This is a genomic window from Rhizobium sp. PvP014 (genome assembly GCF_017876855.1).
Classification (GTDB): Bacteria; Pseudomonadota; Alphaproteobacteria; order Rhizobiales; family Rhizobiaceae; genus Neorhizobium; species Neorhizobium soli.
In genome coordinates, this window is record NZ_JAGIOT010000002.1 from 2,690,681 (window position 1) to 2,706,851 (window position 16,171).

The window sequence follows — 16,171 nt, forward strand, 5'->3', positions numbered from 1 at the left end:
GTTAGGCGAATCTGCCTTGTCCGGCACCCAATACGGCGCCGGACAAGGGTAGCGGCTGCAACTCGGCCGGCGAGATCACGCGGCTTTCGTCAGGTCTCCATGAGGATCCAGCACGTATTTGACCGCGGCCCCCTGGTCGAAGCTTTCATAGCCTTGCGCTGCCTCATCAAGCGAGATGATCTTCGCGTTGACGATGTCGGCGATCGGCAGCCGGTCGTGAAGGATGGCTTGCATGAGCTGACGATTGTATTTCAGCACCGGCGTCTGGCCCGTGTGGAAGGACTGGGCCTTCGCCCAGCCGAGACCCAGCCGAAGCGACAGACTGCCCTTTTTGGCGGCGTCATCCACCGCACCGGGATCTTCCGTCACGTAAAGGCCGGGAATGCCGATCGAGCCCGCCGCGCGAGTGATCTCCATCATCTGGTTCAAGACGATAGCAGGCTGCTCGCCACCCGAATGCCCACGAGCTTCGAAACCGACGGCATCGATGGCGCTATCGACCTCGTCTGTGCCAACCACCTCGGCGATCATGTCCCCGAGCCGGTCGCTTTTCGACAGATCGATCGGCTCGAAACCGACCTTGGCGGCATGGGCGAGACGATCCTTGTTGAAATCACCGATCATCACCACCGCCGCACCCAGAATGCGCGCCGACGCCGCCGCTGCGAGACCGACTGGACCAGCGCCCGCAACATAGACCGTCGATCCGACCCCTACGCCTGCCTTGACCGCTCCGTGAAAACCGGTCGGCAGGATATCCGACAGCATCGTCAGATCGCGGATCTTCGACATCGCCCGGTCGCGATCCGGGAATTTCAAAAGATTGAAATCCGCATAGGGAACAGTGACATAACGCGCCTGACCGCCGATCCAGCCGCCCATGTCGACATAGCCATAGGCACCGCCCGCGCGCGATGGATTGACGGTGAGGCAGACGCCCGTATCCTGTGACTTGCAGCAGCGGCAGCGGCCACAGGCGACGTTGAAGGGCACGGAAACGATATCACCGATCTCAAGCATCTCGACATCGACGCCCTTTTCGATGACCTCGCCGGTAATTTCGTGGCCAAGCACGAGACCCGGCAAGGCCGTCGTGCGCCCGCGCACCATATGCTGGTCTGACCCGCAGATATTGGTGGAAATCACTTTCAGGATAACGCCATGCTCGATCCGGCGCCCATCCGGCGCCTCGAGCTTGGCGTCGTCGATATCCCTCACCTCGACCTTGCCCGGCCGCAAATACACGACACCTCTGTTCCTGCTCATGCCCATTCCTCCTCTGGGTTAGACGGATAGCCAATGCTGCTCGCCGGCAGTTCGCTAGAAGCGGCACTTCCGCCGCATTCCTCGATCTCTTCCTCCTCGAAAAGATCAGGCGAGCAAAACAATGTACCTCAACCCCAGCAGCAGACCACCATCATTCCCATTCGACTGCCGCGACAACGACATGCGGAGATGCAATGGCGACGAGTGGCGATTTGGCGAGGAAGACTTCCGAAATGCGCATAGGTCAGAGCGCCCGAGGAACAGACAAGACGTCATTCAGGGACGCCGCTCCGACGTGTAAACACTGTGACCGCGTTAAGGCAGATGGAGGTGTGTTGGGCGGGCTAGTGACCTGGCGCGAAGTGTCAAAAATCACTATGCATTTTCTATATTCTAGTCCTGCTCCCCGTCTCGAATTCCTATGCGTATCCGATCCATAAAGACGGAGACCCACGCCAACCTGCGCCTGGGCATCGACCCGAAAAAGGTGCGGCATGATTTTCGACTACAGATTGTTTGGAGATTCGACGATCCTTTTCGAGGCTTGTCTTGCCCACATGCAGTGGTGTCAGGAGCGGCTTCAGTGCGTTTCGTGATGTTCGCGCGCTTTGTTCGCAACGCCGTCTTTCCCCGCCGGAACGCAAGAATGGCATGTTGTGGCTCCAACGTTATCTTCGGAATTGTTTGCGCACTTGGCTCGGTCATGTTCGTGGCGAAGGTCATCACCAACATTGCATCCGTCAACTGAAATGTCGGAAACAACAGGGCAAGCCCGTCGTGCTGCGTCATCGTGTTGGGCACGATGACGCAGCACGACTTCCGAACAAGGGCAAACCCCGCAGCTGGTGGTGCAGCTCGTTCAGAGACGAACCAGGCTTCGGAATTTAACGGAGGAGAGAAAATGTTGGTCCACGATTTTCTCCTGGCGGAGAACGTCTTCGTTGGGTTGAGTTCATCGTCAAAACAACACCTCCTGCGGCAGATATCTGAGAAGGCTGGCAAAGCGACCTCGGTTCCTTACCGTATAATCGCCAAAGCACTATCCGACCGCGAGGTCCTGGGCTCTACGGCTATCGGGGGCGGTGTGGCCCTTCCCCATGCTGCAGTCGCTGGACTGGAATCCGTATTTTGCCTCATGGTTCTTCTGGCGCACCCGATCGACTTCGAGGCCGTGGACGGCGAGCCCGTCGACATCGTCATTCTGCTTCTGACGCCCGCTTCCGCACGGACGGAAGCCCTCAATGTCCTGTCATGCGTCGCCAGGCGCTTTAGAGAGGGCGACGCTGTTCGAGGGCTACGGGCGGCCAGGACCGGTGACCAGGTTTATGCAATCCTGACAGCGTGACGCCATACTTGCACACGGAAAGCTGACGAGTTCGTCCGACCCATCGACATCTGGAAGATCGGCGATCAGTTCGACGTCGGTCTCGTCTCAACGGGAAATCACCATGACGTTCTTTCGGGGGCCTGGGCCTTTTTCTATCACAGCGATGCTGACGCCGTTCTCAGCCACCAGCGTCGATATCGCAGTCTTCGAGGCTGAAGTCCGCCACCAAGTCGCGGCGGGAATCGACGGTATCGTCGTCCACGATGTCATCGGAGAGAGCTGCGCGCTTGAGCAGAGGGAACAGGACCTGCTTTTGAGAACGGCCGTCCGCTGTGCGGATAGCCAACTGACTGTCATCGCCACGACAGGATCGAACTGTACGGCGAAGACGATTGAACGTTCGCTGAGGGCGCAGGAACTGGGGGCAAAGGCCTTGCTGCTGACGGTGCCCTATTACACGAAGCCAACCCTGAAAGGCGTAGTCGATCATTTCCGACAGATCGACGCTGCCGTCCGGCTTCCCATCCTGATCGACGACGATCCGTCAAGGACGGCGCGAGATTTCGGGGAAGAGATGCTTGTCGAGCTTGCTGACCTCGCTCAGGTCGTCGGTGTTTGCCACGGCCCCGCACGTCTTGCCCACTTCGCCAATATCAGGGCCTCGCTGCGCAACCGGTTCAAGCACTTGTCCCGGGACGACCACTCCCTGTCTTCCTTCCTCGCACTTGGTGGATCGGGCGTGATATCTGCGCTGAACAACATCCGCCCAGCACCGTTAACGTCACCGAACTGGTCCGTTGATGCAAGGTCCACACCGCAACTGGATACGTGTGATGTCGCGGGGCTGAAGGTTGCCGTCTCGTTGGATCGCCCCTTTCCCACCGACGTTCGGTTGCCGTTGATGCCGCTCGAGCGGGACGAAGAAATCGTCCTTCGCACCGTATGCGCGGAGTCTTGAGGAGCGACCGTTGACCACGCCCCAGCCTGAAAACTACGCCGTCTATATTTCTTTGTCGCGAAGCCACATCGATTTCGACATGCCCTCAGACTTATTTTTCTTTTGCCGCTTTTGAATGCGTCTTGAGCAAAAGGAGAAACAAATGATGATCGAAAAACAGTCCGCGAATGAGAAGATTCCCCTCCCGGGCAACACAGCTTTCGCTGGACCAAGATTCCTGATTGGCAGAAGTCGTCGGGGTGGTTGGATCGTAAACGACCGCCTCGGGCTGGTCGGTGGCATCTTCGTCAACGAAGCAGCCGCCCGTCATTTTGCGATTGAAGAGTCTGACAGGCACTACGAGCTTATAGCCGTACTGGACGACGCGGCGATCGAGCTTGAGTTCCGCAAAGCAGATTTCTCAAACGCAACAGCATCCCATCAGTCCTCCGAAATCTGCAACCGAAGTGTTGCAAGCGCTCGTTCGGCCTCAACGATATCCTTCAGTAGAAGCCTCTTGTGACGGTGGTCCAGCCCGCCGCCTGCCAACACAGCGTCCACAAGCTCAAGGATATCGGCCGCTTCGACAACGACCTTTGTCGCTCCCCTCTGTACCGCTTTGTTAGCAAGGCGTCCCTCGACCGGAGGCATTATACGCTCTGCTGCCACAAAGACGCTTCCGTCTAGAAGATAAGACGCCAGTCTCGGGTCCGGTAACAGTCTGATCAGAGCCTGGATCTCGTCGGCGGAAAAAGGGCTGCGAGCAATCAGTCGCGAGTGAAGCGAGGCGTAGCTCATCCCCAAGGCGGCCGCCGCTTCCTCAACCGACATCTGCTTCTCCACCACGAGAAGCGTGTAGACGATGTGGGCAAAATCTTCGCCGCGGTTCATGAGGTCCCTCCTGAGTGTTGGATCGTCACACAGAGGCCCTGAGGCTGCAAGGCCGTCAAAACGGCGCACGCGTTTTGATCGCGAGAGCCCGTCTGAGATTCTATCTGCGCCGAGGCCGGCGTGACCCCCGTCGGCTGGGATGGTCCTGTGAAGTACCGTGCCGACCACATCATCATGGAATGACTATGCTTTTCTGGATCATCATGTCCGTCACAGTCTTTGTGACAACCGTAGCGGCCATTGTCCTCGGCATATCACTTGCCGAAACAGGAAGACTTCACTTCGGTGCCTCCGTAGTTCTCTGGGCCGTCATCGGAGTTTTCATCCCCATGTGGCTGATCATCCGTCACGGACGAAAATGACGACATGGCACCGGTCGCTCTTCTCCGCCAGTCAATCAACTAGGGGCGGGAGCAATGCTCTTAGCGTCGAGAGTGATCACCGCTGCAACGGTAAACGCCGCGATGGTGGCAAACAGGAATGCGCCGACGAAAATAGCGATGGCTTTCAGCGCGCTGACGCCGAGGTCGTGCCTGAACCAGCGGACCTGCGCCTGCGCGTACCAGATGGTGGCAACCGCCACTGCGACGCCGCCGGCGAGATTTCCCTGTTCCTGCGGCATGCTGAAGAAATCGAAGCCCAGCACGAGAAAGAAGGCGAAGGGTGCCGCGACATAGCACTGGCTGAAGAAGGGCGGGCGGAGCGAATTGCGGGTGATCCTGACCCTTTTCGATCGCAGCAGCGTCACCGCCATGCAGAGCGGAAAGATGCCAAAGATCACTCCTCTTGCGATCAGAAGATTAGAGCCCGAGCCGAGCTCGCGGGCAGCTTCCGTCGGATCGTAGACCGATGGCAGTGCTCCAGAGAGCGCCTGTGAAAGAAGCAGCGTAATGAGCAGGAACAGGGGCGGGCTAAGCGTGTCCTGATACTGTTCTTCCGGCTCGTCAGCGAGTTCGATGTCTGCGTAGCGCATCATGCTGAGTGGCCTGACGACCGCACGCCACATGGTAACGGGATAAAAGACCAGCCACGACACCAGCTCGTAGAGGAGCTCTTCGAGTGACTTCAGCAGTTTCATGAAGTCCACGTGCCAGTCCTTCCCGTTGATGCCTGCGTGAGGTTGCACCCTCTTACCAGCGTCGGCACCAGACGTCACTGTGCAGTCCCCTGTCTTTGCGCGCAGGCGGGCAGCTGCCACCGTGAAGGACTTGGCCGAACAGGCTTCCCATGCCATTTCAGCTAATGTAGGTTTTTGAAATAGACACCATGAGGTCGTCGCATGAACCCGAACAACTTCGCCAAGGCGCCAAGCCGTGCCTGGGACTTTCCTCGTAGATCGAACGGGAGGAGCCAGTCGATGAAGATGATGAAAAGCCTGATATTCGGGGTCGCCTTGATGGCAGCCGTGCCCTCCGTCGCCGACGAGATGCGGCGCGAGACGGTTCGTTTTGCTACGGGATCCTCGAGCTCGACCATCAAATCGTCGGTCAAAGGCTACCAGACGGTTCAGTACGCGCTGTCGGTTACGGCCGGCCAGAAGATGAGCGTCCAGCTCGATTCCCGCAATACAAGCCTCTACTTCAATGTGACCGCTCCGGGCGCCGATGCGGCGATGTACAACAGCTCGATCGATGGAAACGGCACCAGCATCACGATCCCGTCGAGCGGCAAGTACCTCATCGACGTCTATCTGATGCGCAATGCCGCAAGGCGCAATGAGACCGCGAGTTACGATCTCACGCTCTACGTCGAGTAGTCATCCGAACCGCGTGCGACACGGTCGTCCGGAAATGTCGAGGTTCGAAGGGTGATTTCAACCGATCGCGATTTCCCGTTCTACAACGGCAAGCCCGTCGAAATTGATGGACCGGGCTGGCTCCTTGTCATTGTATCGTTGGCGAGCGCTCTGCTTGTGCTCTCCCTCGTTCCCCTTCGCACCTTCCCCTACAATCTCATTCCGGCGCTGCTGTTCGTCGCAGTCCCCGTGTTGGCGCTTCGCAAGGTAGCCGGGCCACACTGGAACTGCCTGTTCCGTCCTGTCGGATTTCGATCCGTGGGGCTGATGGTGCTGTTCGGGGTTGCTACGCTGCTGGGATCCATGGCGATGGGCTTGGTCCTGCAACAGTTTTTCGAACTTTACTCCAATCCCGTCGCGGATGCGATCGCCGCGATGTCGGCAACCCAGGTGAGTGCCACGCTTCTCGTGACCGGCATCCAGTTGGTAGGGGAAGAGCTTTTCGGAATACTGCCTTTCCTCGCCGTTTTGTGGCTGTGCGTACAGCGTTTGCACCTGTCACGAAGGTTGGGGATCCTGATCGCCGTTGTCGTTTCGTCTCTGCTCTTCGGCGCGGCGCATCTGCCGACCTATGACTGGCACTTTGCACAGTCTCTCATCGGCATCGGTTTTGCCCGCCTGATACTCACGCTCGCCTATATCGTCACGAGAAATCTCTGGGTCTCCGCGGGCGCCCATATCATCAACGACTGGACTGGGTTTGTCTTCGTTTTGGAGTTCGGCCATGTGCCCATCAATGCAGTGGAGTGAACCCCGAAGACCGGTCGCCATCGAAAAATCCAACTCATGGCCTTCGCGCCGCAACGTTCGAACGAAAGGACTTAGAATGCGTCTCGTAGCGAAATCTCTCATGGGAATAGTCCTGCTGTCGGCCCTCCCCGCGTCCGCAAACGACGTTCATCAGACAAAGTGCAAGGGCAACAGCGGAGCATGTATCCAGGAAGCCCAGCGCGTCTGCGGTGGCGAATACCACGTTCTCTTTAGTGAAAGCCACGCCGGAGGGCTCCTCGGCGACAGCGTTCCAGGACCGGTGACCTGGTACTCCATGAGCTACGAATGTCCGAACTCCCGTGGCGACAAGCCGGACTTCCCGTTCCGCGGCAACACGTATTCACCGCCGCCGCAACGCGACATCGAAACGAAGTCGCGGCAGAGGGTCTCCGTCGGAAGCATGGGTAAATTCTGCCAGGGAGAGGCATCAGCCACGTTCGGCCGCAGGCCTCAGGAAATCCTTACTCTCCCGGTGGAGCGTACGGGGGGCGGGTTTACTGTGTACGGCCAGTTCCCACCCGAGGGATCCCGGGTCACCACGTTCGAGTGCCGCTTCGATTCGTCCGGTGCATTCAGACGCGTTGTTCGGGACTAATTACGGTTTCGCAACGACGCGCAACCTTCCTCGCGGTCGCGAGGTGCGGGTCTCCCACGAGAGCGGTCGCTGATCGTCGCCCGTCACCGACACGTAGTCATCTCAATGTGAAGATGCTGCTCTCCGGTGATCGAGGCGCCGGCTCCAGAAATCTCGCTGAAATTAAGCAGCGTGGTCCACTCCACTCGCGTGAGTGTCGCATGTTGATGGTCCCTGCGCGAGCTGGAACATGCCGACGAGACCGCGTAGGCGTTGCGCCTCGTTCATGAGCAGTGCGCTTGCCGCATTGTTTTCCTCGACCATCGCGGCATTTTGCTGTGTTCCGTGATCGAGCATGTTGACGGCCGTGTTGATCTCGTTGAGGCCGACGGATTGTTCGCGAGCCGAAAGGGCAATCGCTTCGACTTGCGTGGTGATCGCTTTCACGCGGCCGGTGATTTCGGTCAGTCCTTCGCCGGTCTCACGGACGCAGCGAACGCCGTCTAGAACTTCTCGGTCAGACGTCTGGATCAGTTGCTTGATTTCTCGTGCGGCTTCCGCCGACCGTCCTGCCAGAGCGCGGACCTCCTGGGCAACCACCGCAAATCCTCGTCCTGCCTCCCCCGCTCTTGCCGCCTCGACCCCGGCGTTGAGAGCCAGAAGATTGGTCTGGAAGGCGATCTCGTCGATCACGCCGATGATTCCGCCGATTTTGGTCGACGAGATCTCGATGCGTGCCATGGCTTTCAACGCATTTGAAACGAGCACAGCTGTGCTTTCACTCGCGGCATTGGTTTCGCTGGCAATACGATGGGCGTCTTGCGATCGGCGCGACGCGTTGCCGACATTGGCAGTGATCTGTTCGAGCGCTGCCGCGGTCTCTTCGAGCGATGCGGCCTGCTGCTCGGTACGGCGGGACAGATCGTCAGCGCTCGAGGCGATCTCGCGGCTTCCCCCCTCGATGGAAATGCTTGCATGGGCGATCGAGCTCATGACATCGGCCAACTGGGCGACTGTTGCATTGAGATCGCGGCGTAGATTTTCGAAGTCCGGCGCAAATGGCTCGGTCAGTTCGAAAGCGAGATCGCCGCTTGCCAAACGCCGCAGCCCTTCGGCGAGACCTCCGGTTGCATGGTTCAATCGTGCCCTTGCCTCGGTCTCTGCTTCCCGTTGCAGGCGGACGCGTTCACCTTCCGCGTTGGCCCGTACGGTCGCTGCTTCTTCTTCCAAACGACGGTTGGCGATCGCCGCCTCCCGAAACGTGTGCAGCGCGCCGGCCATGGCACCGAATTCGCTGCGAGATCCAAACGACGGGATCGCAAGATCCGTCTGTCCCTCGGCGAGTTTACCCATGGCACCGGTCATCGCCGCGACTGGCCGCGTAATGGACCGGCCGATAATCCAGACGCCGCCACCAAGCCCGACGATCGCCAGCAGAACCAGGCCGGCGACGACGGTAAGGTTGCGAGACGCGACTCTTTCATTTTCCACGAGGATAGTCTCGCGCTCCGTTTCGTAAGCTGTGCTGACAGCCTGCACCTGCGGCTCTAACGCAAGGTAGGCAGCTGCAACATCCTTGCGGGTCTCTGCTTCCCCAATGCTGGCTTCGGCGTAAAAGCGAAATGCCGATCGGTAAATTTCCAGGCCATCGAGCACCCGGCTGCGCTGCGCGCCTGGGCGGAAGGCGTTTTTCACAAGCGTCGCGAATGTCTCAGCCTCCTCTGTGTGTTTTTGCAGATATGAGGCATCGCCACGCAGTATGAAGTCTTTCTCATGACGCCGCAGCATCAACATGCTGGCGCGAATAGCGGTATCGTCGACGGAGTCCAGACGTCCCTCGATCGAATGCACCGCCGAGCGCATGGCGCCCTGCAAGCCATCGTCCTGATCGAGACCAAGGTCCTGATTGTTCTTCACAAGCGTATCAAACGCTGCTTCGTAGGCAGTCAGGCCAATGCTCAGTTGGTCGAGTTGGGCTGCGAGTTCAGGAGTGGCGGAACGACGAAGGCTCGCCAGCACGCTACGACCTTCGGAAACGGCTGCCTTGAACTTTTCCGTGCTGGCCATCTCTTTTTCGAGCAGGAATGCCTGCTGGAACATGTAGCTGGCGCTCACGCTGGCCGACAGGCTTGCAACGTCGGCTTTGCTCTCGGCAAGCGCATCTGCAGCGGCACGATATCCGTGCTCGACGTGGCGCTGACCGATAAAGATGGCGCAGATCGTGATGATACCGACGAGCGCCATCGCCGCCAGGAGCATGACGCGCTGCGAGATTCGAAGATTGGAGAAGAGCAAAGGCTTAGACCTCAAAGGCAAGAAAACAGCGGCATCAATGCCCTTCGGCTCTTAAGCAAATGTCTACGGAGTGTGAATTTACTGTGACATAACCGCGTGCGTGCCGGTGCGGCGCAGCTCACTTGCCCCCTCGGCTAGATTGCGGAAGAGGGCTTCAGCACACTGAAGCTGTAATCATTGTGGAGTGCGATAACACCCTCGTATTCAAGGGCATAGAGAGCGTTGAGTAGCTCGTGCCTGGAAAACTTCACTGTCGTCGGCGTGTTTGCGATCGTGCGAAACCGAATCTGCGACGGCGGCCTCAGCCGCAATCGTCGCAATAGATCCAATAAAGCATGCACAACTTCGAGATGGGTTCTCAACGACCGGGTCTCCAGGTAACACTCTCGATCAACGCAACACGCGCCGAAGCGACAATGCTGTCTCCAGCTATCCCTGGTCTATTTCAGTTTTGTGACGCGGCTTGAGGAATAAGATGGCCTTGGCCAAGCAGTCGTCTGCGTAATCCTGGGCGGGCGTCCCCTGATGGACTTGAGAGCCATGATGGCTGCCCTGTGTGCGATCCTGACACGAGGTCTGTCCGATCCAGTTTGACACCAGGCCGGGCAGTCGTCAGGATCAATTTGCCCTGAACGACATTCGCACACCGTCGTCATCGGAACCGAACTTTCATCCGAAAAAGGAATCATCCTCATGGGCAAGAAACTGAACAAGGTCTACGAGGCGCTCGTCAGTGGCGCAGCCGACGGTCTAACCGGCAAAGAACTCTATGCTCATGTCGTAGACGAATGCCCGAAGACATCGAGCAAACGCATTGTCAAAGCCTCCCTGTTTGCGTTGTCCGACCCGGACATCAAGGAGAGGGGTCTGCTGGAAGCAATCTACGCGCTTGCTATCGACTATCGCCTGTCCTCGCTGGGGGTCGATGAAGAAACTCAGGACGCAGATGAGGAAAACAGTCCGGCTCCACTTGTTTCACAGGAGCTGAGAAACCGGCTCGAAAGCACGGTCTCGATTATTCCGGCCATTCGAGAGGACGCGACATTACCGGAACCGTCTAAAGGCATACATTGAGTGGAGATAGGCACCGCTCAATCCGACGCACTCAGCGTCCATCGGGCACGTCCGTCACAGCAATTTCCAAGGGCCTGATGGCCTCCAGTACGAATTCGATAGCGAGAATATCGACTTCGTTCTACTGTCCTACCCAGTCGGAACTGGCTATGCCTCGAACCTGACTGTCATCCACACGTCACATATTCGTGGAATCTGATCTTGACGATCGGAGGGCGATTACGTGCCGCATCTATGCCTCAACGCGATATCGAAGCACTTCGACCAGTTCACAGCGCTGGATAGCGTCTCGCTCGCGATTCCCGACGGAGCGTTTCTCGCCTTGCTTGGACCTTCAGGCTGCGGCAAGACCACTCTTCTGCGCCTGATCGCCGGGCTTGAGCATCCCGATCAAGGAGAGATCCATTTCGACGATCAGTTAGTCGCCGGTGATGCCGTCTTTGTCCCACCGGAAAAGCGTCGCGTTGGAATGGTCTTTCAGTCGTATGCGCTATGGCCGACGATGACCGTACGAAAAAATATCGAGTTCGGCTTGAAAGTCGCCGGGCTCACGGTTCAGGAGCGAAACCAACGCATCGATGAGGTTCTGGACGTCGTCGGGCTTCGGGGGCTGGATGGCCGCCGGCCGCACGAACTGTCGGGTGGACAGCGGCAAAGGGTAGCGCTTGCTCGCTCGCTCGCAACCAGACCGCAACTCATCCTGCTCGATGAACCGCTTGCCAATCTCGATTCTCACTTGCGTGAGGCCATGCTCGCGGAATTCCGCCGTATCCATAGTCTGACCGGCGCCACATTCGTATTCGTCACCCATGATCAGGACGAGGCGATGGCGGTTGCGACGCATGTCGCCGTCCTGGACCGGGGCCGGCTACAGCAGCTCGGTACGCCGGAAGAGCTTTACCGCCAGCCGTCTTCGAGCATGGTTGCCCGTTTTATCGGTCGGGGACGGACGCTGCCGGTGCAAGTGGTTGAGTCCGGAGCGGGTCGAACGAAGGTCATGCTAGGCCAGCAGCTCCTCGACATGCCGGGCGAGGCCCCGACAGGCTATGGCTGGCTGTGCTGTCATGCCTCCGATTTCAAGCGCGTGCCTGAGGGCGGCCACCTGAAGGTCGAGCTCCTGGGGCAGGTCTTTCAGAACGGCGTCTTTCTCAGCCACTGTCTGCCGACTGAGATTGACGGCGACGTCGTCAGCCTGCCGCTCGAGGAGCGGTTAGCGCCCGGCACGTCGATCGAACTCGTCCTTACGGGCGGCTGGGTGATCGGCGACGGCGGAACAGGCCAAACCTGGGCCGGCCGTGTCACTGGTCGATCGTCAACCTGTCGTTCTGCCGTCATCTCTGTGAGCTAGGCGAAACAGCATCTGCCGAACCGGTGGCCGTCTCCCCATCGCCCGGGCGGGGCCGCGTTCAAAACAATCTGCCTATCAACGAGGTTCTCATGTTCTTCCGCACGCTCGTCGCCACAACCATTCTTGCCGGCCTCGCCTTCCAGGCCGCGGCCGCAGACACGATCACCGTTTACACCTCGCAGCCGCAAGATCAGATGACCAAGGTCATCGAGGCGTTCAACGCCGACCATCCAGAGATCAAGGTTGAACTCTTCCGTTCCGGCACGACCGAGGTCATGGCCAAGCTGCAGGCTGAATATGCCGCCGGCAACAGCCCGGCCGACGTCATCCTGATTGCTGATACCGTCGCCATGACGCAGTTGAAGAACGACGACCGCCTTCTGGCCTTTACCGACGCTCCGGTTGCGGGCATAAACCCGGCCTTCATCGATGCCGACAAGACCTTTTTCGGCACCAAGGTGATCACCACAGGGATCATCTACAACACGAACCTCGTGAAGACCGCCCCGAAGAGCTGGAACGACCTGCTTGCCGCCGATGCGGCCAAGAGCCTTATCATGCCAAGCCCGCTCTATTCCGGTGCGGCCGTCATCCATGTCGGCACGGTAACGCAGCAGCCTGAATTCGGCTGGGCGTATTACGAAAAGCTGGCCGAGGCCGGCGCCGTTGCCGGCCAGGGCAATGGCACGGTTGTCGAAGCCGTTGCGCGCGGCGAAAAGGCCTATGGCATCATCATCGAGTACATGGCCCTCAACGCCAAGAAGAAGGGTTCACCCGTCGACTTCGTCTTTCCCGCAGAAGGTGTCAGCTCGATCACCCAGCCAGTCGCCGTGCTCAAGGGGTCCGATCAGGTCGAGGCAGCCAAGACCTTCGTCGCCTGGCAGCTCTCCAAGGCAGCCCAGGTACAGGCCGCCGCCCAAGGCTATTTCCCAATCCTGCCCGGTGTCGCGCAACCGGAAGGGTACCCGGCGCTTACCACACTGAAGATCCTGCCCGCCGACAGCGATGCCATGCTCAAAGCCGACAAGGAAACCAAGGAAAAGTTCGCGGAACTGTTTGGCGGTTGACCCTATGATCCGCAGACCCGTTATGGGCCGGCCGCATCGTTTGGGAGGCGAGCATCTGCTCGTCTCCCTTCTCGTTTTATACGTGTCCTTCACGACGCTATGGCCGCTCGCGCGGCTCTTTTCCGCCGCCTTCCAACCCGGCGAGGACGGCACGCCGCTCGGGCTGATGCTGACCACGCTCGCCAGTCGCTCGGCACTCAGGGCGCTCTCGGGAACGCTGCAGACCGCGCTTCTGTCCGTTGCCGTGTCGACTGTCATCGGCGTGGCGCTCGCCTTTGCCGTCAGCCTTTTGAAACTCCGCACCCGCGCCGCACTGACCTTTCTCATCCTGATCCCGCTGATCGTGCCGTCGCAAACCATGGCGCTTGCCTGGATTGAACTCTTTGGCGCGCAGTCGCCGATCCTGAAACCGCTCGGCCTTGCGCCACCGCCGGGCTCCACCAACCCGCTTTATTCAACTGGCGGGATCGCGCTTGTGATGGGCATCGAACACATGCCGCTGGTTTTCATTGCTGTCCGGGCGGCGCTGCGGGCACTGCCGGCCGACCTTGTCGAGGCCGCGCGCATCCTCGGTATTTCGCCAGGCAGGATCGGCCTCGGAATCGTCTTACCCATCGTCATGCCTTCGGTGCTGGCTGGAAGCTTGATCGCGTTCACCGCGGCGATTGGCAATTTCGGCGTGCCGGCACTTCTTGGCATTCCGGGCCGCATCTCGGTCCTGACAACGTTGATCTACCAACGGCTGAACGGCTTCGGCCCGGCCGCCGCCGGCCAAGTGGCGACACTGGCGCTGATGCTCGCTGCCATGGCGGCGCTTGCCATCGTCCTGCGCAACATCGTCACGACCTGCATCGCCGTGCCGCTTCCGGCCGGGACACCCTTCGTGCCTACCCGCCGCGCGCCTGTAATCGAGTTCCTGCTGTGGATCGTGGTGCTCATCCTGTCGCTCGTGCCGCTCGCGGCGCTGACCATGACTGCGCTCTTGCCGGCCATCGGGGTGGCCTTCGGACCCGACACGATAAGCCTCGACCAGTTCCGCGCCGTGCTCGACAATCCGACCGTGCGAAGGGCTTTTGCCAATTCGCTGCTGCTCGCCGTGATCACGGCCGCAATTTCGATGCTGGTGGCCGTACCGCTGGCCTTTCTTTCTCAACGCCGTACAAATCCTGTGCTCCGGCTGCTTGATTTCGTCATCGAGGGGCCCTGGGTCGTTCCCGGCACTGTTGTCGCGCTCGGCATGATCCTCGCGTTCCTCAAGCCGCTGCCGCTGATCGGGCTGTCGCTCTACGGGACCATGGCGATCCTCGTCATCGCCTATCTCTCGCGCTTCCTGCCGCTGGTGCTCCGGCCCGTGGCCGCCGCCGCGCAATCAGCCGACCCCGCACTGGACGAGGCGGCTCGCATTACCGGCGCCGGTCTTAATCGCCGCATCCTGTCCATCTTCTTGCCCGGCGTGCTACCGGCCGCGGCTGCCGGGGCGATTCTGGTCGTGATGACGGCGCTCAACGAGCTGACGCTTTCGACACTGCTCTGGTCGTCGGGAAATGAAACCATAGGTGTGATGATTTTTGCTCTTCAGTATGAAGGAAACTCGACTGGCGCAGCGGCAGTCGCAGTTCTCTCAACCCTCCTCGTGTTGAGCCTTGCCGGGGGAGCGACATTGATTGGCTCAAGCATGCCGAAGGGCACCCTGCCCTGGTTGGAGTGATTGAAGTACGGGGGTTTAAGCTTAGTTCCTAGCTTCGAAAATGCGGGGTAAAGGCGTGCCCTACCTTCAAAAAGCTAGGGAAAGAGATGACGGAACTTGACGTGCTATTGATCTGTTGTGAGTGTCCAATCGGAAATTAACGGAGCATTTCGTTGGCGACAGGCCTGATAGCACTACTCGACGATATCGCTGCAATAGCGAAGCTGGCTGCTACGTCGCTGGACGATGTTGCGGCCCAGACTGCAAAAGCAAGCGTCAAGGCTGCAGGCGTTGTTATCGACGACACGGCTGTAACCCCGACCTATGTCGTTGGGCTATCGCCGGCCCGGGAGCTGCCGATAATTTTGCGCATCGCTCTGGGCTCGCTGCGCAACAAGCTGGTCTTCCTCCTGCCCATCTGCCTCCTGCTCGGCTACTTCGCCAACTGGCTGATCACCCCGCTGTTGATGATCGGCGGCCTGTACCTGTGCTTCGAAGGCGCTGAGAAAATATACGGTCTGCTGGCCCCCCACGCGCACGATGTGGGTGACTCGTCGACACCGGTTGACCCGGTCGCGCTCGAAGAACAGAAGGTCGCCGGGGCTATCCGCACGGACTTCATCCTATCCGCAGAGATCATGGCCCTGACGCTTGCCGATGTTGCGGATTCCAGCATCTATACCCAGGCTATGGTGCTCGCTGCCGTAGGAGTGCTGATAACGGTTGCCGTCTATGGCGTCGTGGCTTTCATCGTAAAGGCCGATGACATCGGATTGCACATGGCAAAGGCGGGATCTGGCACGGCACGGGTGATCGGCCGCAGCCTGGTCAAGGGTGTGCCGGTGTTTCTACAGATCCTGGCGGCCGTGGGCACTGCGGCCATGCTCTGGGTCGGCGGCAGTATCGTCGTCCACGGGCTGGATGGGCTCGGGCTGTCAACACCCGAGCATGTCATAGAAGGGGCATCCCATTTCATGACGACTACCATCGGGGTTGCTCCGGCTGTGGTCGGGTGGCTTACGACATCCTCGCTTCAGTCTTTGCTGGGCATCATCCTTGGCGCCATCGTCGTCATTGGCGTAACGGCCGTGCATGCGGTGCTCCCCTCGCGTTGAATAGCCCCGAGTTTCCTAGACACC

16 protein-coding genes are annotated in these 16,171 nt (G+C 59.3%); 11 read left to right on the forward strand and 5 right to left on the reverse strand.

Going from position 1 to position 16,171, the window contains the following annotated elements:
* Positions 1–75 precede the first annotated feature (75 nt).
* Positions 76–1,266, reverse strand: coding sequence for a formaldehyde dehydrogenase, glutathione-independent (gene fdhA, locus J3A65_RS17550; protein ID WP_192078851.1), 1,191 nt, complete (start codon positions 1,264–1,266; stop codon positions 76–78).
* A 421-nt stretch (positions 1,267–1,687) separates the two neighbouring features.
* On the opposite strand from fdhA, the gene J3A65_RS17555 reads away from it, so the two are divergent.
* From J3A65_RS17555 to J3A65_RS17565, 3 genes are all read left to right on the forward strand, one after another.
* Positions 1,688–2,014 carry a hypothetical protein gene (locus tag J3A65_RS17555; RefSeq protein WP_209902527.1) on the forward strand — a complete coding sequence of 109 codons (327 nt, stop codon included), beginning with the start codon at positions 1,688–1,690 and terminating at the stop codon, positions 2,012–2,014.
* Positions 2,015–2,167: 153 nt separating this feature from the next.
* On the forward strand, positions 2,168–2,611 hold the full coding sequence (locus J3A65_RS17560) for a PTS sugar transporter subunit IIA (protein WP_209902530.1): 444 nt from the start codon (positions 2,168–2,170) through the stop codon (positions 2,609–2,611).
* A 103-nt stretch (positions 2,612–2,714) separates the two neighbouring features.
* The gene (locus J3A65_RS17565) at positions 2,715–3,551 is read left to right on the forward strand and encodes a dihydrodipicolinate synthase family protein (protein ID WP_209902532.1); all 837 of its coding nucleotides are present in this window, start codon (positions 2,715–2,717) and stop codon (positions 3,549–3,551) included.
* Positions 3,552–3,642: 91 nt separating this feature from the next.
* Here J3A65_RS17565 and J3A65_RS17570 read toward each other — a convergent pair whose 3' ends face one another.
* The 3 genes from J3A65_RS17570 to J3A65_RS17580 form a co-directional block, all read right to left on the reverse strand.
* Positions 3,643–3,888, reverse strand: a complete 246-nt coding sequence (locus J3A65_RS17570; RefSeq protein WP_192078852.1) for a hypothetical protein — start codon at positions 3,886–3,888, stop codon at positions 3,643–3,645.
* Between the two features lie 83 nt (positions 3,889–3,971).
* Positions 3,972–4,421 carry a phage regulatory CII family protein gene (locus J3A65_RS17575; RefSeq protein WP_209902534.1) on the reverse strand — a complete coding sequence of 150 codons (450 nt, stop codon included), beginning with the start codon at positions 4,419–4,421 and terminating at the stop codon, positions 3,972–3,974.
* Between the two features lie 397 nt (positions 4,422–4,818).
* Positions 4,819–5,508 carry a permease gene (locus J3A65_RS17580; protein ID WP_209902537.1) on the reverse strand — a complete coding sequence of 230 codons (690 nt, stop codon included), beginning with the start codon at positions 5,506–5,508 and terminating at the stop codon, positions 4,819–4,821.
* A gap of 270 nt (positions 5,509–5,778) precedes the next feature.
* Between J3A65_RS17580 and J3A65_RS17585 the strand changes: the two genes are divergently transcribed.
* The 3 genes from J3A65_RS17585 (at position 5,779) to J3A65_RS17595 (ending at position 7,582) form a co-directional block, all read left to right on the forward strand.
* Positions 5,779–6,177 (forward strand): hypothetical protein, encoded by a 399-nt coding sequence (locus tag J3A65_RS17585; protein WP_209902539.1) that lies wholly within the window; start codon positions 5,779–5,781, stop codon positions 6,175–6,177.
* 51 nt (positions 6,178–6,228) lie between these two features.
* The gene (locus J3A65_RS23560; RefSeq protein WP_209902541.1) at positions 6,229–6,966 is read left to right on the forward strand and encodes a type II CAAX endopeptidase family protein; all 738 of its coding nucleotides are present in this window, start codon (positions 6,229–6,231) and stop codon (positions 6,964–6,966) included.
* Positions 6,967–7,042: 76 nt separating this feature from the next.
* The gene (locus J3A65_RS17595; protein WP_209902543.1) at positions 7,043–7,582 is read left to right on the forward strand and encodes a hypothetical protein; all 540 of its coding nucleotides are present in this window, start codon (positions 7,043–7,045) and stop codon (positions 7,580–7,582) included.
* Positions 7,583–7,744: 162 nt separating this feature from the next.
* Here J3A65_RS17595 and J3A65_RS17600 read toward each other — a convergent pair whose 3' ends face one another.
* Positions 7,745–9,820 (reverse strand): HAMP domain-containing methyl-accepting chemotaxis protein, encoded by a 2,076-nt coding sequence (locus J3A65_RS17600; protein WP_209902546.1) that lies wholly within the window; start codon positions 9,818–9,820, stop codon positions 7,745–7,747.
* A gap of 729 nt (positions 9,821–10,549) precedes the next feature.
* Here J3A65_RS17600 and J3A65_RS17605 point away from each other — a divergent pair.
* From J3A65_RS17605 to J3A65_RS17625, 5 genes are all read left to right on the forward strand, one after another.
* The gene (locus tag J3A65_RS17605) at positions 10,550–10,930 is read left to right on the forward strand and encodes a hypothetical protein (protein WP_184655869.1); all 381 of its coding nucleotides are present in this window, start codon (positions 10,550–10,552) and stop codon (positions 10,928–10,930) included.
* A gap of 223 nt (positions 10,931–11,153) precedes the next feature.
* Positions 11,154–12,278: an ABC transporter ATP-binding protein gene (locus J3A65_RS17610; RefSeq protein WP_082471702.1), complete on the forward strand. Its 1,125-nt coding sequence runs from the start codon at positions 11,154–11,156 to the stop codon at positions 12,276–12,278.
* Positions 12,279–12,367: 89 nt separating this feature from the next.
* Positions 12,368–13,345 (forward strand): ABC transporter substrate-binding protein, encoded by a 978-nt coding sequence (locus J3A65_RS17615; protein ID WP_062459092.1) that lies wholly within the window; start codon positions 12,368–12,370, stop codon positions 13,343–13,345.
* A 4-nt stretch (positions 13,346–13,349) separates the two neighbouring features.
* A complete protein-coding gene (locus J3A65_RS17620) occupies positions 13,350–15,053 on the forward strand; it encodes an iron ABC transporter permease (protein WP_209902548.1) in 1,704 nt (567 codons plus the stop codon).
* Positions 15,054–15,205: 152 nt separating this feature from the next.
* The gene (locus J3A65_RS17625) at positions 15,206–16,147 is read left to right on the forward strand and encodes a DUF808 domain-containing protein (protein ID WP_209902551.1); all 942 of its coding nucleotides are present in this window, start codon (positions 15,206–15,208) and stop codon (positions 16,145–16,147) included.
* The last annotated feature ends 24 nt before the right edge of the window (positions 16,148–16,171 follow it).